Below are 25,693 nucleotides of genomic sequence, written 5' to 3'. Positions count from 1 at the left end.
TCGAGTCAGGCGTGTTTTTGACGGATACCGCCCCAAGCACACCCAGCTACATTTTTCGTGCCAGTTCAGATCTTCGCGTCGAGCAGACCGCTGCGACCGTCGGCGAGGCTTTGCGCTAGCTTGAGCGCGGCCTCGGTCGGCAACTGACGAATGATTTCACCGCTGTCCGTAGCGATGACCTTGACCACGACGTGGTGGGTCGAGTCGTCGATGGAGAACTCCAGGTTGCGCTGCGCAGTATCGACGTGCGCCTGAATATCCTTCACCGCTTGTTCCAATTCGGCCCGCTCGGGTGCAACGGATTGCATCGCGGGTTCATCTTGCTTGACCTGCCGAGCAGGCAGGGAGGCGGCGCTGGGCAGCGCTGGCGTTGACGTGGCGGCAAGAGGCAATCTCGCTGTAACGCTCATGTCCATGTTCATCACCCCGAAAATCAAAAAACGGAAGGGCGCGTGGGCACCCTTCCGTTAGTCAGCCAAAGCGCCGTATTACTGAAGCAATTTCAGTACCGACGATGGCAGCTGGTTGGCCTGGGACAGGATCGCGGTGGATGCCTGCTGCAGGGTTTGCTGCTTGGTCAGCTCGGCAGTTTCCGAAGCGAAGTCGGCGTCCTGGATACGGCTACGAGCGGCCGAGGAGTTCTCGGAGATGCTCTGCAGGTTCGATACAGTGCTGTCGAAACGGTTTTGCACCGCACCCAAGTCGGCGCGCTGGGCGTCGATGTTGGAGATGGCCTTGTCCAGTGCAGCGATGGCGTTCTGGGCGTTGAAAGCGGTGGTGATGTCGGTTTTGCTCACCGAAGTTAGTTCAGAGGCCGCACTGGTAGTACCGGTAGCCGCGAACAGACCTTCTACGCCAGCACCCGCAACAGAGTAGCCTTTGGCCGAATCGAGAGACACTGCGCCGGTGGCAATGAAGGCGTCGGTCACGGCAACAGCTGTCCCGAGATCACCTTTGGCGTCCTTGGTAGCCACTTTCACATTGCCTGCGCCAGTCCCCGCCACTGCATCTACACCGAATACGATGTTCTCACCAGTATCAGACTTGACCGAAAGAGTGCCAGCTTTGCTGTCATAGCTGACACTGATACCCAGTTTGGCAGCGTTCGAGTTCAGCTGATCGGCCAAGGAAGCTGTATCGGTCACACCGACCATGCTCACCGCTGCGCTATCGCCCACTTTCATGGTGAAAGTCGCGGGAGCAGTCTTGGCAGCTGCATCTACAGTGAAGGATGCCTCAGTGCTTGCCCTGGCAGTAAGACCAGGCACTGCACCATTCAGTTGACCTGCGATGGTCTTGGCCGAGGCTTTTGCAGCGATGGTGACATCTGCAGTGGTGCCGCCGCCGGTAACCTTGATTGCGCCGCCTGCGACACCGGTAGCCGATACAGGCACGCCGACGCTCTTGACCTGCTGGGAACCGATAGCGTTGGCGGACACATCGCCCAACGTTACGTTGATGGTTTCGTTGGCGTTGGCACCGATCTGGAAGGCGGTTGAACCGAACGAGCCGTCGACCAGGTTACGACCACCAAAGGTGGTGGTGTTGGCGATTCGGGTCAGTTCCGAAGTCAGCTGGGTGTACTCGGACTGCAGCGAAGTACGGTCGTCGGTGCTGTTCGAACCGTTCGCAGATTGCAGAGCCAGTTCACGCATACGTTGCAGGATGTTGGTGGATTCCTGCATCGCGCCTTCAGCGGTCTGGGCGATGGAGATACCGTCGTTGGCGTTCTTCACTGCAACCGACAGGCCGTTGATCTGGCTGGTCAGACGGTTGGAGATCTGCAGGCCGGCGGCATCGTCCTTGGCGCTGTTGATTTTCAGGCCCGAGGAAAGACGGGTCATCGAGGTGCTCAGCGCATCGGAAGCCTTGTTCAGGTTTTTCTGAACGGTCAAGGAAGCGGTGTTGGTGTTTACGGATAAGGCCATGACAAATTCCTCGGGGTTGTTAGCTGTGGCTTCCGGCCCTGGCGAGCGCCGGGTGTGGCCTAGAGAACCTTCATAGTAGTTATCGTCGGTTCAGCGCTTTGCTTGAGGGCGATTGCAATGTTTTTTCGCCTTCGAGCCGCTGTAGCCGGAAAAAGCAAGCGTTGGCTTGATCTCTCTTGATAACTATTTCGTCCGGGGAACGGGGAACTTGAGGGAGGTAAATGGGAAAAGCGTGGATTTCTGGCGTCAACGGATAGACGGTCGCACCGGTGCGGGCCACGACGCGATGGACGTGGTGTGTCTGCAAGAACGCGGTGACACCGGACGCGGCTCGCGCCGCTGCTACAGAGAATCGCAGTGTCCGCATCGGCGAGCAACGGTGGGTTGGTGGGGTTGGATCAATGCCGCGTCGGCAGGCAACGCGGTGGGGTTGGATCGACGCCGCGTCGGCGGGCAACGCGGTGGGGTTGGATCGACGCTGCGCTGGCGCGCGGCCCGGGTCTGTAGCAGCGGCGCGAGCCGCGTCGGCGGGCGGCGCGGTGTGTCAGGGACGGTAGATAAGCGCCGAGCCCCAGGACAGGCCGACACCGAAGCCGCTCAGGGCGACTCGTTTCCAGGACGAATCCAGTACGTGTTTTTCCAGCAACAACGGAATGCTGCTGGACACGGTATTTCCGGTTTCGACCATGTCCTTGATGAACTTCTCCGGCTCCTCCTCGAACCGTCGCGCCACGGCGTCGACGATTGCCGCACTGCCCTGGTGGATGCAGTAGGCATCGACGTCGGCACTGGTCAGCCCCGATTCGTCGAGCAACTCGTGCAGGTGCGCGGGCACTTTGAGCAATGCGAAGTTGAACACCTGACGGCCGTTCATGAAGAACACGCCATCGGTGACCTTCAGGTGCGGCGCGCCGGAACCGTCGGTGCCGAACTTGGCCTTGCCCAACTGCCAGGGCGCATCTTCGCCCATCCAGGTTGCAGTGGCCGCGTCACCAAACAACATGGTGGTGTTGCGATCTTCGGGGTCGACGATCTTGGAGTACGGGTCAGCGGTGATCAGCAGGCCGTTCTTCAGCCCGGCCGCTTCCATGAAGCCCTTGAGCGCATAGATGCCGTACACATAGCCCGAGCAACCCAGGCTGATGTCGAAGGCTGCGACGTGGGTCCCCAGGCCAAGCTTGTCCTGGACGATGGCGGCGGTGTGCGGCAAGCCTTCCTCGTCCCCGTTCTGGGTGACGACGATCAGAGCGTCGATGGACTCGCGAGACAACTGCGGGTTGCTGGCGAACAGCGCATTGGCCGCCTCCACGCACAGGTCGGACGTCTCCTGCTCGGCAGCCTTGCGCGGCAGGAAGGCCGAGCCGATCTTGCCGATGATGAAATCTTCATCCTTGGCGAATTTGGCACCTTGGGCGTAGTTGTCCAAGCCTTCGGCAGGCACGTAACTCGCGATGCTTTTTATGCCAATCATTGTGGCTTCCCAATACAAAGGTAGCTGGAGGCCATCGCGCGGGGCGTTTGCGCGATGCCATCGAAAAGGGTGTCAGGCGGCGCCGACCTCGGGGGACGGCGCCAGCGCTGCCGAAAAACAAGCAGCTGCAGGCCGCTGATGCAGCGGCCTGGCATTACATAAGGGTGAAGATGCACGATTCGACCCATTGGTCACACAGTTATTGTGCCATAGGCCGTAGGAAATGGCGCGCGGTGCACGGGCACGGCAGGCAGGGCGTGCGCCCCGCCCATCACAGTTTGTTGAACAGACTCAGCTGGGAGATCTTCGCGAAGGCCAGCTGCGACGCCTGCAGCATGGTCTGTTGCAGGCTCAGGGTGACCGACGCCGTGGCGAAGTCGGTGTCGGCGATCGCCGACTGAGTGCTCTTGTTGGCCAGGGCCAGGCTGACGTTCTCGTCGTTCTGGATGGCCAGCGAATTGAGCCGCGCACCGATCTGCCCGCGGGAGATGTCGATATTCTCGTTGGCACTGGCCAGATTGCCCAAAGCCGAATCGGTGGCATTCTTCAGCGCCTGCGCGGACTTGGCGTCCGTCACCGGTTTCTCCAAGGCCGTCTTGAGCTGGTGCAGCGTGTCCAGCACGTTCTGGGTCTTGTGGCTGTTGGCGTTGACGCTGAAGCTGTCGCCCGCGCCCGCTTCACCGGAAAGCTTGAAAGTCACCCCTGCAGCCGTGATCGTACTGCCACTGGCAGCGGCGTCCACCGTACCCTTGCCGATGGCCCGACTGGAATCGGTCAGCGGCTGGGCATAGACCTCGTATTCACTGTTGCTGGTGAACTTGATCACCGCCCCACCGGCTGGAAAACCGGCCGCGTAGGCATCGGTATTGGTCACGTTCGCGCTGGTCAGCTGCGCCGTGGAGGTATTGGCCGCGTTGCGCGTCGAGCTGAGGCTGTCCGGCTTGCTGCCTAGGCTGAACGTGCGCCCGGCGATGTCGGCATCGGATACGGTGCCCAGGTCGCTGTCCTTGGCCGCCACGTCGATGTCGAACTCCACACCGTACAGGCTGATGGTGGTACCGCCGTTCGCCTTGGGGTCGAACGTGCCGTTGCCGCCGACCTGCGACGTCACGTCCAGGCCTTTGCTGCTGGTGATGGTGAACTGCGTGCTGCTCGCGAACTTGAGGGTGTACGGCTGACCGTCGGTAAAGGCCTTGTTGTAGGTGGTCAAGGATTCCAGGCGGCCATCGGACACCGTCACCCGGCCGTCGTCGACCACGGCGCCGTTTGCATCCACTGGAGCGGTCATGCTGGTCTGCGTGCGGCTGGTGTTCACCGCCGTTTCGAGGATGCCGTAGCCGGTGTCGTTGGTGGCCAGTTGCAGGGTGTCGGACACCTGCAGGCTGAGCTGAGTCTGGTCGCCCTGATAGGTGTAGCTGCCGTCGCTGTTCTGCACATAAGGCGGCGTGCTGGTCTTGGAACCGGAGAACATGTACTGGCCGTTGGAGTCCTTGGTGTTGAGCAGGCCCAGGACGTTTTTCTCGATCTCGCCGATTTCGCTGGCGATGGAAGTACGGTCGGCGTCGCTCAGGCCACCGTTACCGGCCTGGATGGTCAACTCCTGCGCCCGCTGCAACGCCGTGGTGATGCTGTCGAGCACACTTTCTTCCTGGGTCAGCGAATTGGTAACGCTGGTCATGTTGCCGCTGTACTGAGTCAGCAAGGTGCTCTGCTGCTGCAACTGCAACAGCTTGGCGGCACCGACCGGATCGTCGCCGGCGCTCTGGATGCGGTTGCCCGAGCTGATCTGCGCCTGGGTCTTGGCGGTGTCCGAGAAATTCTTGGAATAGCCGGTCGCGCTGGTCTCGAAATACTGAGAGGTGGAAATTCGCATGGTCGACTATTCCTTAAAGGGCGTTGATCAGGACGCTGAATGTTTCCTGCGCAGCCTTGATGATCTGCGAGGACGCCGTGTAGTACTGCTGGAACTTCACCAGGGAGGCCGCTTCATCGTCCAGGTTGACGCCCGATACCGAGTCGCGATTGGTCTTGGCCTGGGTCAGGACGGCACCGGTGGCTTTGGTGTCGACCGTGGCCTGGCTGGCCTTGGCGCCGACCCGCTCCACCAGCGAAGCGTAGGCACTGGTGAAGCTCATGCCGGGGTTGCCTGCCGTGGCGCCGACGGTGGCCTTGGTCTGCAGCGCCAGCAGTTGCGTGGCGTTGCGGTTGTCGGATTTGCCGTCGGCGTTGAACGACACGGTGTAGCTGTCGTTGACGGCCGGGGTGCCGCCCACGGTGGTTTCGAATTTGAAGGTCAGCTGCTTGCCGTCGGCGCCGTTGACGGGCTGGCCATCGGCACCCACCACCGGCACGGTCAGGCTGAGGTTGTTGCTCTGGCCGGGCACGATGGTGCCGCTGCCGATACTGGTGCCGGCAGCGTTGTACAGGCTGTAGCCCTGCGCGCCGTCGGTGGTCTTGCCGAACACCAGCTTGACCGGCGACGAGGTTTCGATGCCGCTCTGCAACTGGCTCAGGGCCGTGCCGCTGTAGATGTCCAGCTTGCTGCTCAGCACCGGCTGGGTGAAGGTGCCGGTGCCGGAGTTGCCGACTGTCGCGGTGCCCGTGAGCGGCGCGGCGAAGGCCAGCTTGTTCGAGTCGGTGAGCGTGGTGGTGATGGCGCTTGCACCGCTACGGGTTGGCGTGACGACGAAGCTGTCGCCGGTCGCGACCTTGCCGTTCAGGCCCAGGGTGACCCCGTCGACTACTGGCGCAGGGGTCGTGCCCAGGTCGAAGTTGCCCATCGAGGTGCCGTCCGAACGGGTCACGCTGTAGGCACTGGCGCTGCTGAACTTGACGTTGTAGTCATAGATGGTCAGCTTGCTGGAATCGGCCACGCTCACGCTGAGGTTGCCCGACCCTGCGCTGTTGCTGGACGCCGCCAGGCTGCGGTTGGCAACGGCGGTCGCGCTGTTGATGCTGGAAAACACCGAGGAGCCGAAATCACCGTTGAGGTCGATACCCCTGCCCAACTGGCTGTTCAGGGTGTCGGTCACGACAATGGCAGTGCGCCCCAGCTCGTTGATTGCCGGGTTCAGGGCGTCGCTGCGAAAACGCAGCAGGCCGCCGATCTCGCCGCCGGTGGTCACCGAGGTCACGTCGGTGCTGTAGCCCTGGTACTGGATGCTCAAACCGTACTGGCTCTTGTCGGCCACGCCGGGTGTTGCCACCAGCGAGTTCGCCGAGCCGCCGGTGACCAGTGACTGGCCCGAGCCCAGGTAGACGTCGTAGTTGCCGTCGCGCTGTTGCACGGTCACGCCGACCAGCTCGTTGAGCTGGCGGACGTTTTCGTTGCGCGCATCGAGCAGGCTGTTGGGCGTGGCACCGGTGCCCGACATCGCGGTGATCTGCTTGTTGAGCTCGGCGATGTTGCCACTGAGCTTGTTGACCTGCCCGGTCAAGGTGGTCAGCGACGCATTGATGCTGTCGTTCTGCTGGCTGAACTGCGCCGAAATCGAATTGAAGCGATTGCTCAGGGTTTGCGCCTGGGTCAGCAGCAGTTGCCGCGACGACGTATCGCTGGGGTTGGCGGCGGCGGTCTGCACGGCGGAGAAGAAGCTGCTGAGCACTGCGCTGATGCCAGTGCTGCCGTCCGACAGCAGTTTGTCGATGCTGTTGATCTGGGCGCTGTACGCGCTCGCGTCGTTGCTCAGTGCAGTGCTGGTCTGCAACTGGGTATCCATGTAGCTGCTGTAGATACGGCGCACGTCGGAAATCGTGGTGCCGGTGCCCAGGTAGCCCACGCCGATATTCTGCAAGCCACTGGCAGTGTTCACCACGGACTGCCGCGAATAGCCGGCGGTCGCGACGTTGGCGATGTTGTTACCGGTGGTCGCCAGGGATGCCTGGCTGGACGCCAGACCGGACAGCCCAATGGAGATCAGATTCGACATGGGTTCAAGCCTTATAGATTCGTGGTAGCGCTGGTGCTGCTGCGAGCGTAGGTCTCATAGCCTTGCATCTGCTTGGCGATCGAGGAGATCTTGCTGGCGTAGTTCGGGTCGGTGGCGTAGCCGGCCTTCTGCAGTTCCTTGACGAATTGTTCGGGGTTGTCCGCGGCCTTGACCACGCCCTGGTAGCGGTCGTTGTTCTGCAACAGGCTGACCAGGTCGTGGAAGCTGTCTTCATAGGAGCCGTACGAGCGGAAATCGGCGGTTTCCTTGACCATCTGCCCATTACGGAATTCGCTGGTGATCGCGCGGGCGTTCTCGCCCTTCCAGTTGCCGGTGGCCTTGATGCCGAACAGGTTGTGACTGCTGCTGCCGTCGTCTGCGCGCATGATCGATTTGCCCCAACCGGTTTCCAGCGCCGCCTGGGCGACCAGCACCTTGGGGTCGACACCGATGCGCGCAGCGGCTTTTTCGGCCATGGGCAGCATGGTCGCGATGAATTCGTCGGACGAGCCAAAGGCACGCTTGGCCGGGGCCAGGGGCGGCTGGGCGACACTTTTCGCCAGGCTGCTGCCCTCGACCGCCGCACCGCTGCGCACGGCATTGGCAATGCTGTTGGCCGGTGCACTGGCCGGGACGTTGATGAGGTTCTTGCTGCCCGTGGCAGCGCCTGCCTCGGTGGCCGCCGATGGCACGATGCCGGCCACCAGACGATCGGCCAGCTTGCTTGGCAACGACAGACGACGCTGGTTGAGCAGGGCGATGTCGTTATGTGCCGGGGTGCCTGCGGCCTTGGCATCGGCCGAAGCGTCGCGGGTGGCACCCAGGGGCTTGTTGAGGCTGTTGTCGGCATGGGCGAACGGGTTCGCGCCGGCACGGGCCACGCCCTTGGTCTTGGACAGCTGGCGCATGAGCACGTCCTGCAGGCCAATGCCGCCACCTTCCTTGGACAAGGTCACGGACAGCTGCTGGTCGTACATGGACTGGTACTGCTTGGTGGTTTCGGTGTTCAGCGGATTGTCCTTGGCCAACACGTCATTCGCCGAACGCATGGACTTGAGCATTTCACCGAGGAACAGCGACTCGAATTCCTGGGCCACCTTGCGCAGGTTGGCCTCGCTGTCGCGATCCCCGACTTTCAACGAGCTCAGGCGATTGAGGTCTGTGTAAGCCCCTGAATCCCGTGTTCCCGATACTCCGCCATTCGGCATTTCCATCAGCTGTTACCTCAAATCACGATCAGGTCGGCCTGCAACGCGCCGGCCTGTTTCAGGGCTTCGAGAATGGCCATCAAGTCACCGGGCGCAGCTCCCACCTGGTTGACCGCGCGGACGATCTCGTCGAGCGTGGTGCCAGGGCCAAACTTGAACATCGGTTTGGCTTCCTGCTGGGCGCTGACCCGCGAACGTGGCACCACCGCCGTTTCGCCACCGGACAAGGGCCCAGGCTGGCTGACGATCGGATCTTCGGTGATGGTGACCGTCAGGCTGCCGTGGGTCACTGCCGCGGGCGATACCTTGACGTTCTGGCCGATCACGATGGTGCCGGTGCGCGAATTGATGATCACCTTGGCCACCGCCTGCCCTACGTCGACATCGAGGTTCTCGAGAATCGACAGGTAGTCCACGCGCTGGCTGGGGTCGACCGGTGCAGTGACGCGTACCGAGCCCCCGTCAATAGCCTGTGCAACTCCCGGGCCAAGTAGCTCGTTGATCTTGTCGACGATGTGCTTGGCGGTCGTGAAGTCCGAGCGGTTGAGGTTCAGCGTCAGGCTGTTGCCCTGGTTGAAGCCACTGGGCACGGCGCGCTCGACGCTGGCACCGCCAGGAATCCGTCCTGCCGACGGCACATTGACGGTGATTTTCGACCCGTCGCGGCCTTCGGCGTCAAAACCACCGACGACCAGGTTGCCCTGGGCGATGGCGTAGACGTTGCCGTCGATACCCTTGAGCGGGGTCATCAGCAGGCTGCCGCCGCGCAGGCTCTTCGAGTTGCCGATGGACGACACGGTAATGTCGATCACCTGCCCTGGTTTGGCGAACGCTGGCAGGTCGGCATGGATCGACACTGCGGCGACGTTCTTGAGCTGTACGTTGCCCGAGCCCGGCGGCACCTTGATGCCGAACTGCGACAGCATGTTGTTGAAGGTCTGCAGGGTGAACGGGGTCTGGGTGGTCTGGTCGCCGGTGCCATTGAGGCCCACGACCAGGCCGTAGCCGATCAACTGGTTGGTGCGCACGCCGGAAATGCTGGCGATGTCCTTGAGGCGCTCGGCCTGAACGCCGAACGCGGCGGACAACAGCAGTGCAGCGGCGATCAGGTGTTTGAAGTTGAGCATGGACGGACGCACTCAGAAAGGGAACAGGGGGCTGGCGAAGAACCGGTCGAACCAACCCGGCTGACTGGCCTCGGCAAACGAACCGGTGCCCGAATAGGTGATGCGCGCATCGGCCACCCGGGTCGAGGACACGGTGTTGTCGGTGGCGATGTCATCGGCCCGGACCAGACCGGAGATGCGCACCAGCTCTTCGCCGGTGTTGAGCGTCATCCATTTCTCGCCGCGGACCGAGATGATGCCGTTGGGCAGCACGTCGGCCACGGTGACCGTGACCGAGCCGGTCAGGCTGTTGTTCTGCGCCGCCGCAGCCGTACCGTTGGTGGCCCGCGTGCCGCTGTAGCCTGCGTTGAGGCTCAGGTCGCCGCTGCCCAGCGGGTTGTTGGTGTTCACCCCCGCACCGAACAGCGAGGTCAGGCCCAGGCTGTTGTTGCTGTCCTTGCCGACCTTGGAGTTGGCGCTCTTGCTGGCCGAGGTGCGTTCGTTGAGGGTGATGGTGATGATATCGCCCACGCGGAACGCCTTGCGGTCGCTGTACAGGTTCTGCTCGAAGCCGGCCTGGTAGATCGAGCCGTTGTTGGCGGCGGCAGGCATCGGCGTGCGCGGCAGCACCGGGGCATAGTACGGGTCGTTGGGCTTGGCCGGTGGCGCGACGCAACCGGTCAGCAAGGCCATTCCACTCAGGGCAAGAACAATCGAGACACGACGCATGACACAGACCTCACGGTGTAGCCGGCGCGCGCGGCGCCCAGGTAGCTTGGGGGTTACGGACGGACCAGGGTTACAGGTTCTGGGTCAGGTTCTGCAGCATCTGGTCGGCGGTGGAAATCACCTTGGAGTTCATCTCGTAGGCACGCTGGGTGGTGATCATGTTGACCAGCTCTTCCACGGTGCTCACGTTGGAGTTCTCCAGGGTGTTCTGCAGCACGGTACCGGCGCCGTTCAAGCCGGGCGTCGCCACCTGCGGTGCACCGCTGGAAGCGGTTTCCAGGAACAGGTTGCCACCGATGGCCTGCAGGCCGGCCGGGTTGATGAAGTCGGCGGTCTGCAGGTTGCCGATCACCTGCGAGGCAGCGTTGCCGGCGGTGGTGATGGAGACGGTGCCATCGGTGCCCACGGTGAAGGTCTGCGCCTCGTTGGGAACGACGATGGCAGGCTCCAGGGCCAAACCCTGGGCGGTGACGATCTGGCCGTCGGAGTTCAGGTGGAAGGTGCCGTCGCGGGTGTACGAAACGGTACCGTCAGGCTGCATGACCTGGAAGAAACCGCGGCCGTTGATGGCCATGTCCAGCGGTTGGTCGGTGGTCTGCAGGCTGCCGGCGGTGAAGTTCTTCTGGGTGCCGACGATGCGCACACCGGTACCGACCTGCAGGCCCGAGGGCAGCTCGCTGTCCTGGGTCGACTGGGCGCCGGGCTGACGCTTGATCTGATAGAGCAGGTCCTGGAATTCGGCGCGATCACGCTTGAAACCGGTGGTCGATACGTTCGCCAGGTTGTTGGAAATGGTGGTCAGGTTGGTGTCCTGAGCCTGGAGGCCGGTCTTGCTGACCCAAAGTGCTGGAAGCATGTGTCTTCTCCTGAGGCGCCTGGTTTACGGCGCGATCGCTACGCTGGAATTAGATTTGCAAGACCCGGGCCATGGCCTCGTCGCCTTCTTTGGCGGTGCTCATCATCTTGATGTGCAGTTCGAACTGCTTGGAAAGCGCCAGCACCGAGGTCATTTCCTCGACCGCGTTGACGTTGCTCGCCTCCAGGAAACCGGACTCGACGCGAACCGCGGCGTCGGCAGGGGCCGGCTGGCCATTGGACGTGTGGATCAAGCCATCCAGGCCCTTGGTCAGGGTTTTCACGTCCGGATTGACCAGCTTGATGCGGTCGACCTGGGCCATGACGTTGGGGGCCTGCCCCAGACCACGAATGCTGATGGTGCCGTCCATGCCGATCTCGATTTTTTCGTCCGGCGGAACGGCGATCGGACCACCGTTGCCCATGACCGGCAAACCATTGCCGGCGCGCAGCACGCCGAGCGCATCGACGTTCATGCTGGCGGTGCGCACGTAGGCTTCGCCGCCGTCGGGGGTCTGCACGGCGATGAAACCGTTGCCGCCCACCGCGACGTCCAGATCCCGGCCGGTTTCCTGCAACGCACCGCCGCTGAAATCGGTTGCCGGACGTTCGGTCAGGGCATAGGCCCGCGAAGGAAAGGTGTCGCCGAACACCGGCATCGAACGCGCCTGCTCCAGGTCACGCTTGAAACCGGTGGTCGAAATGTTGGCCAGGTTGTTGGCATGGGCCTTCTGTGCCAGCGCGTTCTGGCTGGCACCGGTCATTGCCACGTAGAGCATCTTGTCCACAGGTCTCTCCATCGACGGGCGAATGCCGTCTACTGCTGTACTGAGAGAGGTAGAGCAATATGCGGGCCAACTTCCGATGGATGCCTGCAGCCCTTCTAGGACGGGGCCTGCAGCGGTTCGCCAAGAAAGGATTGAAAGCTTGACGCCGAAAAGTCGGCGCGGCATTGCCGCTAGCGGCAATAGGAGAATGGATTTACGTCGCGCCGCCAGGACGAGCCCTGGCGGCTAAACGTTCAGCGCCGACAACCGGCGCTGGCAAACGGCCCGGCGAAGCGGCGGTAATGCGGCCCGGGGTCGACCTGACTGCACAGGTACCGACCGGTCTCAAGGCTCTGGTATTTGTACCAGGGCGCCGGCGCGGCAACGGCCATCGCGCAGGTTGCCGCAAAGGCCAGGGCCGTCCACACACACCGCATCACTGCCCTGCCTTCATTACGTCATCTGGATGATGGTCTGCATCACGGTGCTTTCGGTGGAGATGGTCTTGGCGTTTGCCTGGTAGTTGCTCTGCGCCTTGATCAAGTTCACCAGCTCGGCTGTCAGGTCGACGTTGGAGTCTTCCAGTGCCTGGGATTGCAGGTTGCCCATGACGCCCGTGTCAGGCGTGCCGATCACGGCGGTACCCGAGGCGAACGACTCTTTCCAGTTGGTACCGCCGTTGGGCGCCAGGCCCTGCATGTTGGCGAAGCTGGCCATGGCGACCTGACCGATGACCTTGTTCTGGCCGTTGGTGAAGTTGGCGAACATGTTGCCGGTGCCGTCTACCGACAGACCGGTCAACTCGCCGGTCGCGTAGCCGTCCTGGGTCTTGGCCGAAGTGGCGGAAGCCGCGTTGTATTGTGTGGTTGCCAGCATGTTCAGCGTCACGCCACCGGCGTTGGCCGTCGCTTGGTTCGCAGTCCATGTGCCGTCGGCGCCTTTAGCGGCGGGCACCCAGTCGGACAAGTTGAAGCTCTTGTCTGCATTGATGCCGAGGCCGCCGGCGATCACGCCTTGAGCAGGCATGATGAGGCTACCGTCGGACCCGAAATCCAGCTTGTTGACCAATGGAGTGGTCAAGGAAGGATCGGCTGGATTGCGCCCGTCGATAGTGGTGCGCATGGTCCAGCTGTTGGCGGCGTCCTTGACGAAGTACTGGTTCATCTGGTGCGCATTGCCCAGGCTGTCGTACACGTCGGTGTTGAAGGTGTAGTTGTAGCTGCTGACGTTGCTCGGATCGAATGGCGTGATGGTCGGCGGCTGAGCGCTGGAGTTCAGGTTGACGGTTTCGGCGATCTTCGTAGTCGCCTTGGGCTGCAGGTTCGAGGAATCGATCTTCAGGTTGGTCAACACGCCGGTCTGCACCACGCCGTCTTGGGCGTTATACCCCTGCAGATTGTTGCCTCCCACGTCGACGACGTTGCCGTCCTTGTCGCTGTAGAAGGCACCGGCGCGGGTGTAGAGCTTCTGGCCGTTGTCGTTGAGCACGAAGAAGCCGTTGCCGTTGATCGCCAGGTCCAGGCTCTGGCCGGTCGAGGCGATGTTGCCCTGGGTGAACTGCTGGGACACGGCGGCGGTGGTCACACCGCTGCCCACGCTGGTCTTGCCGGCCGTGGCGCGGATCGACGCGGCGTACTGGTCGGCGAATTCCGCGCGGGAAGATTTGAAGCCGGTGGTTGCAACGTTGGCAATGTTGTTGCCGGTCACGTTAAGCGCCTTGTTGGCTGCCGAAAGACCGCTCAAGCCGATATTGAAAGTCATGCTGTACTCCTGCGCCGAACGAAGCGGCTCAAATTCCGATGGTTTGGACTTTCGACAGCGCGATGCCACCCAGTCCAGCGAGGTTGAGGGTCAGTTCACCGCCATTGGTGCCCATCGTGACGCTGTTCACCGTGGCAGGCAGGTAGGTGCTCATGGCCGTGGCGGTACCGTCGACGGTGGCCGCGGCCTTGAAGGTATAGGTGCCGGCAGCGGCAACTGCGCCGTTGCTGTCCTTGCCATCCCAGGTGAAGCTGGCGTTGCCGGCCGACTGGCTGCCCAGGTCGATGCTGCGCACCAGGTCGCCCTTGGCGTTATAGACGCCGACCGTGGTGTTGCTGCTGGACGAGGTCAGGGCTACGGAACCGGTCAGGCCCTTGGTGGGGTCGACCACGGCGGTGTCGGTCTGGGCAATGACCGAACGGCCGACCAGGGACGAGGCTTGCAGCGCCTGGGACGATTGGTAGTTGTTGGCGATGGTGCTCACCGACGAATTCAGGCTCTGCATGCTTTCCAGGCTGCTGAACTGCGCGAGCTGGGCGACGAACTCGCCGTTGTCCTGGGGATCGAGCGGGTTCTGGTTCTGCATCTGGGTCACCAGCAACTGCAGGAACGCGTCCTTGCCCAAGGCACTGCCGGCGGTGCCGGTCGAGCTGTTGGTGCTGCTGGTGGTTTTCTGCAATGAGTCCAGGACCGAGGAGCTCACGCCGGTAGTACTGCTGGTAGTCGTCATCTGCGCTCGCCTCTATCACTGACCCAGGGTCAGCACCTTCTGCATCATGGTCTTTGCGGTGTTCATCAATTCGGCGTTGGTCTGGAAGGAACGGCTGGCCGAGATCATATCGGCCATTTCCTCGACCACGTTGACGTTCGGGTAGTAGACGTAGCCGTCCTTGTTCGCCGCCGGATGGTTGGGCTCGTAGCGCGCCTCGAGGTTGCTCTGGTCCTCGACCACGCCGGTGACCTGCACGCCCTGCCCTGCCGAATCCTGGTCGCTGAACAGCGAACCGCTGTCGCCGTTCTGCTGGCCCTGGAGCATGGTGGCGAACACCGGGTGGCGCGCGCGGTAGGTCTGGTCGATGCTGGACGACACAGTCTCGGCGTTGGCGATGTTGCTCGCCACGGTGTTCAGGCGCGTGGTCTGCGCGCTCATGCCGCTACCGGCGATGTTGAAGACACTGGCAAGGGACATGGCTTACTCTCCGCGAAGGGCCGATACCAGCCCTTTGAACTTGCTGTTGAGCAGGGTGAAACTGGCCTGGAAGTTCACCGAGTTCTCGGCGTAGTTCGATTGCTCGATCTGCGCGTCGACGGTGTTCTGGTCCAGTGACGGCTGGGTGGAGATACGGTACTGCAAGGTCTCGTCGCCCGAGCTGAAACCCTGGGCGGCGATGTGCTTGCTGCTGGTGGTCTGCAGGCCGAAGGCGCCTTTGCCGTTCTGCTCGTTCTGGGCTGCCAGCACCGAGGCGAAGTCCAGGTCACGAGCCTTGTAGTTGGGTGTGTCGGCGTTGGCGATGTTGTTGGCCAGCACTTCGGCGCGCTTGGCGCGAAACCCCAAGGCTTGCTCGTGAATGCCCAGCGCTTTATCGAAACTGATGCTCATGTTGGTACCTATGCGGCAGACCAGATGGTTCGTGCAAGATAGATAGCAATGACTGTGCCAAGTCTCGAAATGCCCGCCCCGTGCGGGTTACAGGCGACTCGGGCGACGAGAGATGCCAGAAAAGCGGCAAGAATTTTCCGCTGAGGGGGAAAAGCGGCAACGCTGGCGTCAGAAAAATTGCCGCCCGGCGTTGCGATGGTCCGTCATGTCATGTCAGGCACGACATCACTTGGCCTGATAGATGATGCCGGGGCTGCACTGCACCATCTGATAGAGCTCGGGCAAGCCGTTCAGGGCTTCGGAAGCGCCCAGAAACAGGTAACCACCGGGCTTGAGGGTGCCATGGATGCGGGTAAGGATGTCTTTCTTCACCTGCGCGGAGAAGTAGATCAACACGTTGCGACAAAACACGATGTCGAACTTGCCAAGCGCCGCGTAGCTGTCGAGCAGGTTGAACGCACGAAACTCGACACGGCTGCGGATCGGTGCCTTGACTGCCCAGCGTCCCGGTCCCTTGGGATCGAAGTAGCGCTGCAGGCGCTCCTGGGAAAGGCCCCGGCCGATCGCCAGGCTGTCGTACTCCCCGCTCTTGCAGTTGGTCAGCATGCTGCCGGACAGGTCGGTGGCAACGATCTGCACGCCCGACTTCAACTGGCCCAGATTACTGCGCTCGAATTCGTCGATGGTCATCGACAGCGAATAAGGTTCCTGGCCCGACGAGCAGGCCGCCGACCAGATGCGCAGGCGCGCGCCGGGGCTGGCCTTTATGCTCTCGGGCAGGACCTTGTTTTTCATCACTTCGAACGGGTAGGTGTCGCGAAACCACAGCGTTTCGTTGGTGGTCATGGCGTCCACCACCTGTTCGCGCAGACCGCTGCGCGGTTGGGTCTGGATACGCTGCACCAGCTCGCCCAGGGACTTGATGCCTTGCTGCTCCATCAGCTTGTTCAGGCGGCTGGCAACCAGGTACTGCTTGTTGTCGCCCAAGAGAATGCCACAGGCTTTTTCCAGGAAGACCCGGAATTGATCAAAATCCAAATTACCCGTAGACACGGTGCCGCCTCTTGCTGGTTCGGTAGGCCGGGCGCTGGCGCCCGGCATTCATACTGCTGCCTTGATGCGATCGACGACGCGCGCCGCCAGATCGTCGGGACGGAACTTGGCCAGGAAATCATCGGCGCCGACCTTCTTCACCATGGCCTGGTTGAACACCCCGGACAGCGAAGTATGCAGGATGATGTGCAACTTCTGCATGCGCGGGTCGCTGCGGATCTCGGCGGTCAATGTGTAGCCGTCCATCTCCGGCATCTCGATGTCGGAAATCAGCATCAGGAATTCCTCTTCCGGACGCTTGCCCTCGTCGACCATCTTGCGCAGGTACTCCAGCGCCTGACGACCGTCGTTCAGGGCCACCACCTCCACCCCGACCGTTTGCAGGCAGCGGGTCACCTGCTTGCGCGCCACCGATGAGTCGTCGACGGTCAACACGCGCAGGGACACGGCCTTGCTGTGGGTCTCTTCGTCGACCACGCCGACCGAGATCGCTTCGGAAGTCGGCGCCACTTCGGCGAGAATCTTCTCGACGTCGATGATCTCGACCAGCTGGTTGTCCACGCGGGTGACGGCAGTCAGGTAGTGATCGCGGCCGGTGCCCTTGGGTGGCGGATGGATCTCTTCCCAGTTCATGTTGACGATACGCTCCACCGAATGCACCAGGAAGCCCTGAATCTTGGTGTTGTACTCGGTGATGATGACAAAGGTGTCGGTGGACGCCGCAAGGCCCACGGACCCCGTGGCCATGTCCAGATCGAGGATCGGGATGGTGGCGCCGCGAATGTTGGCCACGCCGCGAACCACCGGGTTGGACTTAGGCAATACCGTCAGTTTGGGGCATTGCAGCACCTCCCTGACCTTGAAGACATTGATCCCGTAGAGCTGCTTGCCATTGAGGCGAAACAACAACAGCTCGAGGCGATTCTGCCCAACCAGCTGTGTGCGCTGGTTCACCGAATCCATTACACCCGCCATGCCCAAACTCCTCTTGCGACCCGCTCGAAATCGGCACGGGCCTTGCTATTAGCACTGCATGAACGCAAAAACGACAGTTTCTCGACACATCGCTGCGTATTTATTCTGGGCCATTGCCACGGTGGGTGGCGCGGTGCTCGGCAGTGCGGCGCGCGCCGACAATGTCACATTGCCCGAACAGCTTATCGGTGTCACCCAGGGTTTTCTTGAGTTCACCGTTGAAGATTATCTGGCGACCTCGCAAATCCAGGGCCGTTACGAGATCGAAGTGAACAACCTCGACCCACGGCTGCGCATGCCGGGGTGCGACCGGCAGCTGTCGGCGACCCTGGAAAGCCCGGCGCAACCCCTGGGCCGGGTCACCGTGCGCGTGCGCTGCGAGGGCGGCGCGCCATGGACGGTATTCGTTCCGGCGCAGGTCCGGCTGTTCCGCGAGGTAGTAACCACCACCCGGCCGCTCAAGCGTGACAGCGTGCTGACCGAAGCCGACGTGGCGCTGCGCGAGCGCGACATCGGTGCCATGGGTCAAGGCTTCCTGGTCTCGGTCGACGAGGCCGTGGGCATGAAGCTGATCCGACCGACGGTTATCGACCAGGTGCTGACGCCGGTATTCCTGGAGCAGCAAGCCCTCGTGCTCAAGGGTGACCAGGTGGTGATCATCGCCCGCAGCGGCACCCTGGCGGTGCGCATGCCGGGCGAGGCGCTGGCCCAGGGTGGGATGAGCGAGCAGATCCGCGTGCGCAACCTGAACTCCAAACGCGTGGTCAAGGCGCGGATCACCGGCCCCGGACAGGTGGAAGTGGCGATGTAAAAGCTGGTCGGCGAACAGGAGTTTTCCTACACTAGGGGGCTATACGCGCCCGTCGCCGCCGCATCGGGCATTTGCGAAATTGCGCCTAAAGTTAATCGGGATTTGGCCGAAAACAAGGCAAGCGTCCAAATACCCAGGGGTTCACAACAATGGTTATCGACTTCAACCGAGTAGGAAGCTCGCCTTCAGTGCAGGGTGCATCACGTACCGGCACTGCCAAGGAAGTGGCCGCCGACACGACCGTGCCCAGCACGCCAGCCGTGAAGAGCGGGGAACCGGTCACTTTGAGCGATCAGGCCCAGCAAATGCAGAAAATCACCGACAAGCTGAGCGATCAGCCCACTGTCAACAGCGCCCGCGTCGCCGAGCTCAAACAGGCCATCGCCGAGGGTAGCTATAAAGTCGACAGCGAGCGCGTTGCCAGCAAAATGCTCAACTTCGAAGCCCAGCGCTAGTCCAGTCTAGGCGCCGGGGCTTCTGGACGCGTCAACGCCAGGGCTTACCATGCACGATCAAACGCTGTTGCAGCTGATTGAAGAAGACCTCCCGTACGCAGGGCAACTGCTCGAGTTGCTGCGCGACGAGTCGCTGGCCTTGCAGAGCCGCGACATGGAGCTTCTGGAAACGATTCTGGCGCAGAAGCAGTCGTTGATCGTGTTGCTCGAACAGAATGGACGCCGGCGCAGCCAACTGCTCGTGCAGCTTGGTTTGTCAGCCGATCGCGAAGGGTTGCAGGCGCTGGCACGTCAGTCGCACCTGGGCGATGCGTTGTTGGAACGTGGCGATTCGTTGAGCCAGTTGCTGTCGCAGTGCCAGGCGATCAATGCGCAGGTTGGCCAGGGTATCGTGCGTCAGCAGGTGGCCACTGCCAACCAGATCCGCATCATCACCGGCGCCGAGCCGCCGTCGCTCTACAACAGCCGTGGGTCGACCTCGAAAATGGCCACGTATCGTGCCCTGAGCCAGGCTTGAGTGGTGCGTTGCTGCCGGACGCGGCTCGCGCCGCTGCTACAGGGTTCCTGGTACACCAGCCACAATCACGGTGTCAGAGTATCTACAGTGATCGTGGTCCCTGTAGCAGCGGCGCGAGCCGCGTCGGCGGCAAATGCGGTGCCAGTGGCAAAAACGCAATGCGCGCCAGCCATCTTTAAACCTTCTCAACGAGCTGGCAGAATGCCGCACCTGCGCAGTCGGCGCTTCCCGGAGTAGACAAGAACGTGTCAAACGCATCGAACGTGGAAGACGCTCCGCAACCGCCCAAAGTGCTGGCCACGCCGCTGGAAGTCGCGGGCAACCTGCGCATGCTCCAGGAAGCCCATGACCCCCTGATCATCACCTTCCACGAACGCACCTTGCGCTGTCAGAGTTTTCTGGTGGAAGTGGACCGGGACAACCTGCGCATCGTTCTCGATGAAATGATCCCCCGTGAAGGCGAGAAGTACCTGGAGGCGGGCGAGCCGTTCAAGGTAGAAGGCTTTCATGACGGTGTGCGCGTGGCGTGGGAAAGCCAGGGCGCCTGGACCATCACCCAGAAAGAATGCGGTCGATGCTACGTGGGCGCGCTGCCAGGCCAGGTGGTCTACCACCAGCGGCGCAACGCCTTCCGCGCTGCGCTCAAGCTGTCGCAACTGGTGGACGTGGAAATCGCCGGCTCCCGGCTGAAGAACACCCTGGTCGGCAAGCTGCTGGACATCTCGGCTCATGGTTGCAAGCTGCGTTTCGAGGGCGACATCAGCGAGCGCCTGCAACTGGGTCAGATCTACGAGCGCTTCGCCGCCGCCCTGCCCTTCGGCGCCATGACCACGCCGGTCGAGTTGCGCCATCTGCATTTCGAGGAACGCATCGACACCACGTTCGTGGGCGTGCGTTTCCACAACATTCCCGGCTTGGTGCAGCGCCAGATCGAACGCTTCGTGCATCAGTTGCAACGCGACGCACAGCGCTTCGACAGAGACGATTTCTGACCACAGGCCGCGCGCCACGCGCGGCCTGGCAGTTCTCTAGACGGCCTTGGCCGGCTCTTCCTCGGCGGGCTCGGCTGGCTCGGTGTTCTGCATCTGTTCCTGCACCATGTGCTCGTCCACACGAGGGTCCAGGGCAGCCGCAAGTGGCGAGTTGGCCGCCGGCATCGCCACGTGATGCAACGGCGCATCGTCGACCACATGCAGGTTGGTGACCGCCTTGGGCCGGATTCGCCACACCAGCACCACGGCGAAGAAACTGAAAAAGGCATACAGCATCTGGCTGCCGAACTGCTTCATCAACACCCCTGCCACCAGTGGCCCGATACAGGCACCCACCCCATAGGTCACCAGCAGCATGGCGGTCAATGAGACACGTCGATCGGCTTCGACGTGGTCGTTGGAAAACGCCACGGCCAGTGGGTACAGCGAGAACTGCAGCAACGACACCAGGAAGCCGGCGGCGAACAGCACTTCCAGCGGCACGGCCGGAATCAACGCCAGGGGCAGTGCGGCGATGGCGATACCGACGGCCACACAGCGGATCAGCAGGGCACGGTCGTAGCGGTCCGACAACCAACCCAATGGCCACTGCACCAGCAGACCGGCAAAGATGCACGAGCCCATGAACAAACCCACCTGCTCGGTGCTCAGCCCTTGCTGCGAGGCATACAGGGGTGCCAGGCCGTAAAACGAGCCGACGATCAGGCCCGAGCCCAGCACGGTGCTCAGCGACTGCGGCACGCGGCTGATGAAGAAGCGCGGCTCCATGGGCGCCGGGTGCATGGGCGCCGGGTGAATCCGTCGGGTCAGGGCCACCGGCACCAGGCACAGGGCGAAGCACAGCGCGACCAGCATGAGCAGTTCCAGGCCCAGTTGCGGGTGCACCACCAGAATCAGCTGGCCCAGCACCAGGCCCAGGTAGGAGGCGATCATGTAGCCGCTGAACACCGCCCCGCGCTGCTTGGTGTCGGCCTGCTCGTTGAGCCAGCTTTCGATCACCATGTACTGGCACATCATGCCCAGGCCGACGATGACCCGCAGGAACAGCCAGGCAGGCAGGTAGTTCACCAGGCCATGGCCCAGCACGGCGGCGCCAACGATACCGGCGCAGGTGGCATAGGCGCGGATATGGCCGACACGCGCGATCAGTCGGTGACCGATCTTGCCGCCCAGCGCCAGACCGAAATAGTTGGCGGCCATCAGGGCGCCGACCCACAGGCTGTCGACCTGCTCGGCCGACAGGCGCAGGGCCAGGTAGGTGCTCAACAGACCGGAGCCGATCAGCATCATCAGTGAGGCGAAATACAGGGCTCGAAAGTTTTTCCAGATTTGGCGCATTACAGGTCCGCGGTAAAGGAGGTCGGAACGATCAGGTCACGGGCGACGATCTCTCCTAAACCGCGGCTGACCGCTACGGGAAAGGATCGTCACCTGAATTCACGCTGTTGCAGGATCAAGCCTGGGCCGCCAGCACCCGGCGCTCCCAGGGAGTGATTTCGTCGAAAAAACTCGCCAGTTCCAGGGTCTTGGTCGCAATGTAGCCTTCGATGAACACATTGCCGAACAGTTCCCTGGCCAACGGGCTGCGATTCAGACGCTCCAAAGCCGCGTGCAAGGTACATGGCAAAGACAATTCGTCGGGCACCGCAATGTCGCCCTGCAAAGGCGCCGATGGCTCGAGCCGCTGTTCGATACCATGCAGACCTGCAGCAAGGCTGGCAGCGATGGCCAGGTAAGGATTGGCATCGGCGCCCGGCAGGCGGTTCTCGACCCTGCGCGCACTTGCCGCGCTGGCCGGTATGCGCAGCCCGGCGGCGCGATTGTCGTGGGACCAGCAGGCGTTGTTCGGCGACGCATAAGGCTGGCACAGGCGTTGGTAGGAGTTCACGTTGGGCGCCAGCAGCGCCGTGAAATCGGCCATGGCCGCCTGTTGCCCGCCGATGAAGTGGCGGAAGGTATCGGTGGGCTGGTCGTGCGCGTCGTTGAACATATTCAGGCCGCTGTCCTGCGCCACCACGCTCTGGTGTATGTGCATCGAACTGCCGGCCACCCGCGCCAGCGGCTTGGCCATGCACACCACGCTGAGCCCGTGCTTGAGCGCGACTTCCTTGAGCAGGTGCTTGAACAGGAAGGTCTGGTCGGCCAGCAGCAGCGGATCGCCGTGCAGCAGGTTGATCTCGAACTGGCTGACGCCCATTTCATGCATCACCGTGTCGCGCGGCAGGCCCATCGCCGCCATGCAGCGGTAGACCTCGGTGAAGAACGGCCGCAAGCCGTTGTTGGAAGCCACGCTGAACGCACTGCTGCCGTCCTCGCGCCGGCCATCCAGCCCGATCGGCGCCTGGAACGGCAACGACGGGTCGGGGTTGGCAGCAAACACGAAAAATTCCAGCTCGGTGGCCACCACCGGCGCCAGGCCCAGACGGGTGTAGCGGGCCAGGACCGTCTGCAGCAGACCGCGCGTGGACAGGGGGGAGAAGCCTCCGGTCAGCTCCTGCGCATCGCAGATGACCCACGCACGGGCCGGCTCGCTCCACGGCAGGCGATGCAACCGGTTCAGGTCGGGCACCAGCGCGACGTCACCATCGTCGGCACCGTAGTAGCGGCTCGGCGGGTAGCCGCCCATGATGCACTGCAGCAACACGCCGCTGGCCAGTTGCAGGCGCCGCCCTTCCAGGAAGCCTTCTGCGGTCATGACCTTGCCGCGCGGTACGCCGTTCAGGTCGGGGGTGACGCATTCGATTTCGTCGACACCGTGCAGACGCTCGGCGAGCGTACGCAGTCCTTCGCTACTCATGTTTCTGTCCTTGATGCTGAATGCCGCAGGCGGCGATGCAGACAAAATACTCAACCGGGCAGGCGCGTGACAAGCCATCTGCAAAGGAGGACTACGACCAAAGTCGCTTGCCGATAGCGTAGCGCCAGTACACAGTGTACATGTTGGATCCAGGCAGCTTGATGCTGCGCCTTGTCCGCCGGCTCGGCGAACAGAAGGAATGATACACATGGATGTTTTGGCTGCACTGTTTCACCCGCTCGAACCCTGTCTTCTCATGCTTTGCACCGATACCTCACAGAGCCAATCGCTGGAGCGCTACCTCAACCCCCTCTCCCTGCCCGTCGAAGGTCTGCAACCCGAACTGCAACCCACGTTCGACTACGAAAAAAGCCGGCACAAGGTCATTCTCGTCGAGCCTGGCCGTGGTGAACGCCAGAAAGGCGTGCGCTGGGTCGACGACATCCGTCGCGGCAACACCTGGGCCTCGGTGCTGGTGGCGCTGACGGGCGCCGATCCGTCCATTCGCCAGGCCTATCAGCAGGCAGGAGCCGACCATGTTTTGCGCCTACCGAACGCGGAGCCGGAGCGCGAGACGTTCTACGTCGAGCTGTTCCAGAACCCGGACTACTGGAACCTGGCGCCGCCCGTGGTGGACCCTGCGCGCCTGTGCCTGGAAGATGAAACGCGGCGGCTGGACCTGACCTTCGTACAGGTCCAAGTGGTGCTGGCGCTGCTGTACGCGCCCCAGCACCAACTCAGCTTCGACGACTTGGCGCAGTTGCTCGGGTTGAACCTGCGGATGTACGACGTGCGTGTGGTGGAAAAATTCGTCAGTCGCCTGCGCAGCAGCATTCGGAAAGTCTTCGGCACCAACGTGATCCAGAGTGTGCGCGGCAGCGGCTACCGCCTGAACCGCGGGTGCATCTCACCTCCGCCCAGCGCTTTGCACTGAAAAGCGGTGTTCACCAGACCGATGGCCATTGGCGGTTTTTTCACGGCGTACTAGGCTTGGAGTGATACGACATTGCTCCAGCTCTACGTTTTGAAGGAACGACCCTATGCCTACGGACCTTGGCAACAAATTTTCGTCAGTCAACAATCAGCTCTACACCGCCCACCAGACAACCGACGAAGCGCAGCTGGCACGCGGCTTCTGGTGGTTCAACGATGTCGACTGCACCCTCACCCAGAACGGCATCAGCGTGGCCCTGACCCGCACCGAATGCTGGGTACTGAGCATGCTGGCCTTCAGCAGCGAACGGGTGATCAGCAAGGAAGCGCTGATTGCCGGCCTGGGCAAGGACCCCAGCCACTACAACGGCCTGGAAATGTCCCTGAGCCGCCTGCAAAGCAAGTTTGGCCAATGCAGCGGTGGTGAACGCCTGATCCGTTCGGTACGCAACCGCGGCTACTGCCTGGCCCAAGTGGTGCGGGCGGCCTATTGCTCCAGCTGGAAATCGCCGACGGGCCTGGCGGGCAAGCCCCGCTGCTGTTGCTAGCGCTCGCGCAGGGCTTCCTTGGCCCTGTTCAGCGGTTTGATCAGGTAATCCAATACCGTCTTGTGGCCCGTGGTGATGTCCACCGTGGCGATCATGCCGGGGACGATGGCGAACTTCTTCCCGGCCTTGTTCTCCAGCGAATCGGAATCGGTGCGAATGAATACCCGGTAATAGAACACCTCTGGCTTGACCTCATCCTGAATGGTGTCGGGCGAGATGGTCACGACCTTGCCATCGAGCCCGCCGTAGATCGAATAATCGTAGGCAGTGATCTTCACCTTGGCCTGCTGGTCGGGGTGAATGAACGCGATGTCGCGGGGTGAGATGCGGGCCTCGATCAACAGGCGCTCGTCCAGCGGCACGATCTGCATCAGTTGGCCGTTGGGCGGTACCACGCCACCGATGGTGGTGACCTCGATGTCCTTGACGATGCCTCGCACCGGCGAGCGCAAGGTCAGGCGCGAGACTGAATCGGAGCGCCCCTTGAGCACGGCGGTGAGGGTTTCGACATCGGCACTGGCCTTGGCCAGTTCCTCGCGAGCACGCACCATATAGTCTGAACGGGCCTCGGTGAGCTTGAGCTCCAGTTCCGAGCGCTGCCGATTCAGCCGCAAGACTTCGACGCGGCTGGCGGCGCCGGTCCTGGCCAGGTTTTCGGTGATCTGCAATTCGCTGCGGACCAGGCGCAGGGACTCGTTGATGCCGGCCAGCGAATCGTCCAGACCGCGACGGCGGACGTTGTACAGCTCGGTTTCGGCCTTGAGCAGTGCCGGATAGGCATTCAGCTCGGGTGGAAATTTCAGCGGTTTGAGCCCTACTTCAGCCTGCAGGCGGGCCACACTGGCCAGCGTGGCCCGGTACTTCGCTGCGCTTTCGCCAAAGTTGGATTCGGTCTTGGTCGGATCGAGCTGGGCCAGCACCTGCCCGCGTTCGACGATGGCCCCTTCGCTCACGTTCATCTCGGCAACGATGCCGCCTTCCAGCGACTGGATCACTTGTTCCCGCGAACTGGGGATGACCTTGCCGGTACCGGTGGACACTTCCACCACCTCGAAGAAGAAGGCCCAGACGAAGAACGCCAGCAGCATCGCCACCGCCGCCCAGACCACCCGGGTAGCACGCACGACGGTAGAGTCGTCGACTCCGTCCTGGTAATACGACTGGCCCGGAGCACCGTCTTCGCTGAGCAGCGGAATGCGCTTGAATTCACCGGGGCCCAGCACCTTGAAACCCTTGCCTGTGTCCATTTGCCCTGCCC

The 25,693-nt window shown here is 62.3% G+C and carries 25 protein-coding genes; 6 read left to right on the top strand and 19 right to left on the bottom strand.

Annotated elements, in window-relative coordinates:
• Positions 1-65: 65 nt before the first annotated feature.
• From LT40_RS02365 to LT40_RS02285, 16 genes are all read right to left on the bottom strand, one after another.
• Complete coding sequence (locus tag LT40_RS02365) at positions 66-416, bottom strand: flagellar protein FlaG (protein WP_043193251.1); 351 nt, start codon at positions 414-416, stop codon at positions 66-68.
• Positions 417-488: 72 nt separating this feature from the next.
• Positions 489-1,928: a flagellin gene (locus LT40_RS02360; RefSeq protein WP_043186020.1), complete on the bottom strand. Its 1,440-nt coding sequence runs from the start codon at positions 1,926-1,928 to the stop codon at positions 489-491.
• A 544-nt stretch (positions 1,929-2,472) separates the two neighbouring features.
• Entirely contained in the window at positions 2,473-3,399 is a 927-nt protein-coding gene (locus tag LT40_RS02355) for a ketoacyl-ACP synthase III (protein WP_043186017.1), read from the bottom strand.
• 271 nt (positions 3,400-3,670) lie between these two features.
• Positions 3,671-5,272, bottom strand: a complete 1,602-nt coding sequence (locus LT40_RS02350; protein ID WP_043186015.1) for a flagellar hook-associated protein 3 — start codon at positions 5,270-5,272, stop codon at positions 3,671-3,673.
• Between the two features lie 13 nt (positions 5,273-5,285).
• Positions 5,286-7,328: a flagellar hook-associated protein FlgK gene (flgK, locus tag LT40_RS02345; protein WP_043186013.1), complete on the bottom strand. Its 2,043-nt coding sequence runs from the start codon at positions 7,326-7,328 to the stop codon at positions 5,286-5,288.
• Positions 7,329-7,339: 11 nt separating this feature from the next.
• A complete protein-coding gene (flgJ, locus tag LT40_RS02340) occupies positions 7,340-8,542 on the bottom strand; it encodes a flagellar assembly peptidoglycan hydrolase FlgJ (RefSeq protein WP_043186010.1) in 1,203 nt (400 codons plus the stop codon).
• Positions 8,543-8,553: 11 nt separating this feature from the next.
• Positions 8,554-9,663 carry a flagellar basal body P-ring protein FlgI gene (locus tag LT40_RS02335; RefSeq protein ID WP_043186008.1) on the bottom strand — a complete coding sequence of 370 codons (1,110 nt, stop codon included), beginning with the start codon at positions 9,661-9,663 and terminating at the stop codon, positions 8,554-8,556.
• Positions 9,664-9,675: 12 nt separating this feature from the next.
• Positions 9,676-10,371, bottom strand: a complete 696-nt coding sequence (flgH, locus tag LT40_RS02330; protein ID WP_043186005.1) for a flagellar basal body L-ring protein FlgH — start codon at positions 10,369-10,371, stop codon at positions 9,676-9,678.
• A gap of 70 nt (positions 10,372-10,441) precedes the next feature.
• Entirely contained in the window at positions 10,442-11,227 is a 786-nt protein-coding gene (flgG, locus tag LT40_RS02325; RefSeq protein WP_043186004.1) for a flagellar basal-body rod protein FlgG, read from the bottom strand.
• A gap of 49 nt (positions 11,228-11,276) precedes the next feature.
• Complete coding sequence (locus LT40_RS02320; RefSeq protein WP_043186002.1) at positions 11,277-12,014, bottom strand: flagellar basal body rod protein FlgF; 738 nt, start codon at positions 12,012-12,014, stop codon at positions 11,277-11,279.
• A gap of 432 nt (positions 12,015-12,446) precedes the next feature.
• Positions 12,447-13,754 (bottom strand): flagellar hook protein FlgE, encoded by a 1,308-nt coding sequence (gene flgE, locus LT40_RS02310; RefSeq protein WP_043185998.1) that lies wholly within the window; start codon positions 13,752-13,754, stop codon positions 12,447-12,449.
• 28 nt (positions 13,755-13,782) lie between these two features.
• Positions 13,783-14,484: a flagellar hook assembly protein FlgD gene (gene flgD / locus LT40_RS02305; protein WP_043185996.1), complete on the bottom strand. Its 702-nt coding sequence runs from the start codon at positions 14,482-14,484 to the stop codon at positions 13,783-13,785.
• A 15-nt stretch (positions 14,485-14,499) separates the two neighbouring features.
• Positions 14,500-14,943, bottom strand: coding sequence for a flagellar basal body rod protein FlgC (gene flgC, locus LT40_RS02300; RefSeq protein ID WP_043185994.1), 444 nt, complete (start codon positions 14,941-14,943; stop codon positions 14,500-14,502).
• 3 nt (positions 14,944-14,946) lie between these two features.
• Entirely contained in the window at positions 14,947-15,354 is a 408-nt protein-coding gene (gene flgB, locus LT40_RS02295; RefSeq protein ID WP_043185991.1) for a flagellar basal body rod protein FlgB, read from the bottom strand.
• 225 nt (positions 15,355-15,579) lie between these two features.
• Positions 15,580-16,407 (bottom strand): protein-glutamate O-methyltransferase CheR, encoded by an 828-nt coding sequence (cheR, locus tag LT40_RS02290; protein ID WP_043193249.1) that lies wholly within the window; start codon positions 16,405-16,407, stop codon positions 15,580-15,582.
• A 48-nt stretch (positions 16,408-16,455) separates the two neighbouring features.
• The gene (locus tag LT40_RS02285) at positions 16,456-17,382 is read right to left on the bottom strand and encodes a chemotaxis protein CheV (protein ID WP_043185989.1); all 927 of its coding nucleotides are present in this window, start codon (positions 17,380-17,382) and stop codon (positions 16,456-16,458) included.
• A 58-nt stretch (positions 17,383-17,440) separates the two neighbouring features.
• Here LT40_RS02285 and flgA point away from each other — a divergent pair, with 58 nt between their 5' ends.
• The 4 genes from flgA to LT40_RS02265 all read left to right on the top strand — a co-directional run bounded on the left by flgA (position 17,441) and on the right by LT40_RS02265 (position 20,157).
• Positions 17,441-18,193, top strand: coding sequence for a flagellar basal body P-ring formation chaperone FlgA (gene flgA, locus LT40_RS02280; RefSeq protein ID WP_043185988.1), 753 nt, complete (start codon positions 17,441-17,443; stop codon positions 18,191-18,193).
• Positions 18,194-18,342: 149 nt separating this feature from the next.
• Positions 18,343-18,648, top strand: coding sequence for a flagellar biosynthesis anti-sigma factor FlgM (gene flgM, locus LT40_RS02275; RefSeq protein ID WP_043185987.1), 306 nt, complete (start codon positions 18,343-18,345; stop codon positions 18,646-18,648).
• Positions 18,649-18,697: 49 nt separating this feature from the next.
• Positions 18,698-19,165, top strand: coding sequence for a flagella synthesis protein FlgN (locus LT40_RS02270; protein ID WP_043185986.1), 468 nt, complete (start codon positions 18,698-18,700; stop codon positions 19,163-19,165).
• 245 nt (positions 19,166-19,410) lie between these two features.
• Complete coding sequence (locus LT40_RS02265) at positions 19,411-20,157, top strand: flagellar brake protein (RefSeq protein WP_043185985.1); 747 nt, start codon at positions 19,411-19,413, stop codon at positions 20,155-20,157.
• Between the two features lie 36 nt (positions 20,158-20,193).
• Here LT40_RS02265 and LT40_RS02260 read toward each other — a convergent pair whose 3' ends face one another.
• The gene (locus LT40_RS02260) at positions 20,194-21,495 is read right to left on the bottom strand and encodes an MFS transporter (RefSeq protein WP_052393218.1); all 1,302 of its coding nucleotides are present in this window, start codon (positions 21,493-21,495) and stop codon (positions 20,194-20,196) included.
• Positions 21,496-21,610: 115 nt separating this feature from the next.
• A complete protein-coding gene (locus tag LT40_RS02255; RefSeq protein WP_192090976.1) occupies positions 21,611-22,852 on the bottom strand; it encodes a glutamine synthetase family protein in 1,242 nt (413 codons plus the stop codon).
• Between the two features lie 310 nt (positions 22,853-23,162).
• Between LT40_RS02255 and LT40_RS20885 the strand changes: the two genes are divergently transcribed.
• Positions 23,163-23,888, top strand: coding sequence for a helix-turn-helix domain-containing protein (locus LT40_RS20885; protein ID WP_052393217.1), 726 nt, complete (start codon positions 23,163-23,165; stop codon positions 23,886-23,888).
• 106 nt (positions 23,889-23,994) lie between these two features.
• Positions 23,995-24,435 (top strand): winged helix-turn-helix domain-containing protein, encoded by a 441-nt coding sequence (locus LT40_RS21895; protein ID WP_052393215.1) that lies wholly within the window; start codon positions 23,995-23,997, stop codon positions 24,433-24,435.
• On the opposite strand, the gene LT40_RS02240 is transcribed toward LT40_RS21895, so the two are convergent.
• A complete protein-coding gene (locus LT40_RS02240) occupies positions 24,432-25,682 on the bottom strand; it encodes an HlyD family type I secretion periplasmic adaptor subunit (RefSeq protein WP_084139703.1) in 1,251 nt (416 codons plus the stop codon). The two genes, LT40_RS21895 and LT40_RS02240, sit on opposite strands and share 4 nt — an antisense overlap.
• Positions 25,683-25,693 lie beyond the last annotated feature (11 nt).

The sequence above is a fragment of the Pseudomonas rhizosphaerae genome (assembly GCF_000761155.1).
Taxonomy (GTDB): Bacteria; Pseudomonadota; Gammaproteobacteria; order Pseudomonadales; family Pseudomonadaceae; genus Aquipseudomonas; species Aquipseudomonas rhizosphaerae.
Note: the sequence above shows the minus strand (reverse complement) of the source record. Positions and strands in the feature narration are given on the sequence as shown.

What these genes read in the sequence shown, in the direction of transcription:
- LT40_RS02365 (WP_043193251.1), bottom strand. Translation starts at nt 416, where the DNA reads ATGGACATGAGCGTTACAGCGAGATTGCCTCTTGCCGCCACGTCAACG.
- LT40_RS02360 (WP_043186020.1), bottom strand. Translation starts at nt 1,928, where the DNA reads ATGGCCTTATCCGTAAACACCAACACCGCTTCCTTGACCGTTCAGAAA.
- LT40_RS02355 (WP_043186017.1), bottom strand. Translation starts at nt 3,399, where the DNA reads ATGATTGGCATAAAAAGCATCGCGAGTTACGTGCCTGCCGAAGGCTTG.
- LT40_RS02350 (WP_043186015.1), bottom strand. Translation starts at nt 5,272, where the DNA reads ATGCGAATTTCCACCTCTCAGTATTTCGAGACCAGCGCGACCGGCTAT.
- flgK (WP_043186013.1), bottom strand. Translation starts at nt 7,328, where the DNA reads ATGTCGAATCTGATCTCCATTGGGCTGTCCGGTCTGGCGTCCAGCCAG.
- flgJ (WP_043186010.1), bottom strand. Translation starts at nt 8,542, where the DNA reads ATGGAAATGCCGAATGGCGGAGTATCGGGAACACGGGATTCAGGGGCT.
- LT40_RS02335 (WP_043186008.1), bottom strand. Translation starts at nt 9,663, where the DNA reads ATGCTCAACTTCAAACACCTGATCGCCGCTGCACTGCTGTTGTCCGCC.
- flgH (WP_043186005.1), bottom strand. Translation starts at nt 10,371, where the DNA reads ATGCGTCGTGTCTCGATTGTTCTTGCCCTGAGTGGAATGGCCTTGCTG.
- flgG (WP_043186004.1), bottom strand. Translation starts at nt 11,227, where the DNA reads ATGCTTCCAGCACTTTGGGTCAGCAAGACCGGCCTCCAGGCTCAGGAC.
- flgE (WP_043185998.1), bottom strand. Translation starts at nt 13,754, where the DNA reads ATGACTTTCAATATCGGCTTGAGCGGTCTTTCGGCAGCCAACAAGGCG.
- flgD (WP_043185996.1), bottom strand. Translation starts at nt 14,484, where the DNA reads ATGACGACTACCAGCAGTACTACCGGCGTGAGCTCCTCGGTCCTGGAC.
- flgC (WP_043185994.1), bottom strand. Translation starts at nt 14,943, where the DNA reads ATGTCCCTTGCCAGTGTCTTCAACATCGCCGGTAGCGGCATGAGCGCG.
- flgB (WP_043185991.1), bottom strand. Translation starts at nt 15,354, where the DNA reads ATGAGCATCAGTTTCGATAAAGCGCTGGGCATTCACGAGCAAGCCTTG.
- LT40_RS02285 (WP_043185989.1), bottom strand. Translation starts at nt 17,382, where the DNA reads ATGGCGGGTGTAATGGATTCGGTGAACCAGCGCACACAGCTGGTTGGG.
- flgA (WP_043185988.1), top strand. Translation starts at nt 17,441, where the DNA reads ATGAACGCAAAAACGACAGTTTCTCGACACATCGCTGCGTATTTATTC.
- flgM (WP_043185987.1), top strand. Translation starts at nt 18,343, where the DNA reads ATGGTTATCGACTTCAACCGAGTAGGAAGCTCGCCTTCAGTGCAGGGT.
- LT40_RS02270 (WP_043185986.1), top strand. Translation starts at nt 18,698, where the DNA reads ATGCACGATCAAACGCTGTTGCAGCTGATTGAAGAAGACCTCCCGTAC.
- LT40_RS02260 (WP_052393218.1), bottom strand. Translation starts at nt 21,495, where the DNA reads ATGCGCCAAATCTGGAAAAACTTTCGAGCCCTGTATTTCGCCTCACTG.
- LT40_RS02255 (WP_192090976.1), bottom strand. Translation starts at nt 22,852, where the DNA reads ATGACCGCAGAAGGCTTCCTGGAAGGGCGGCGCCTGCAACTGGCCAGC.
- LT40_RS20885 (WP_052393217.1), top strand. Translation starts at nt 23,163, where the DNA reads ATGGATGTTTTGGCTGCACTGTTTCACCCGCTCGAACCCTGTCTTCTC.
- LT40_RS21895 (WP_052393215.1), top strand. Translation starts at nt 23,995, where the DNA reads ATGCCTACGGACCTTGGCAACAAATTTTCGTCAGTCAACAATCAGCTC.
- LT40_RS02240 (WP_084139703.1), bottom strand. Translation starts at nt 25,682, where the DNA reads ATGGACACAGGCAAGGGTTTCAAGGTGCTGGGCCCCGGTGAATTCAAG.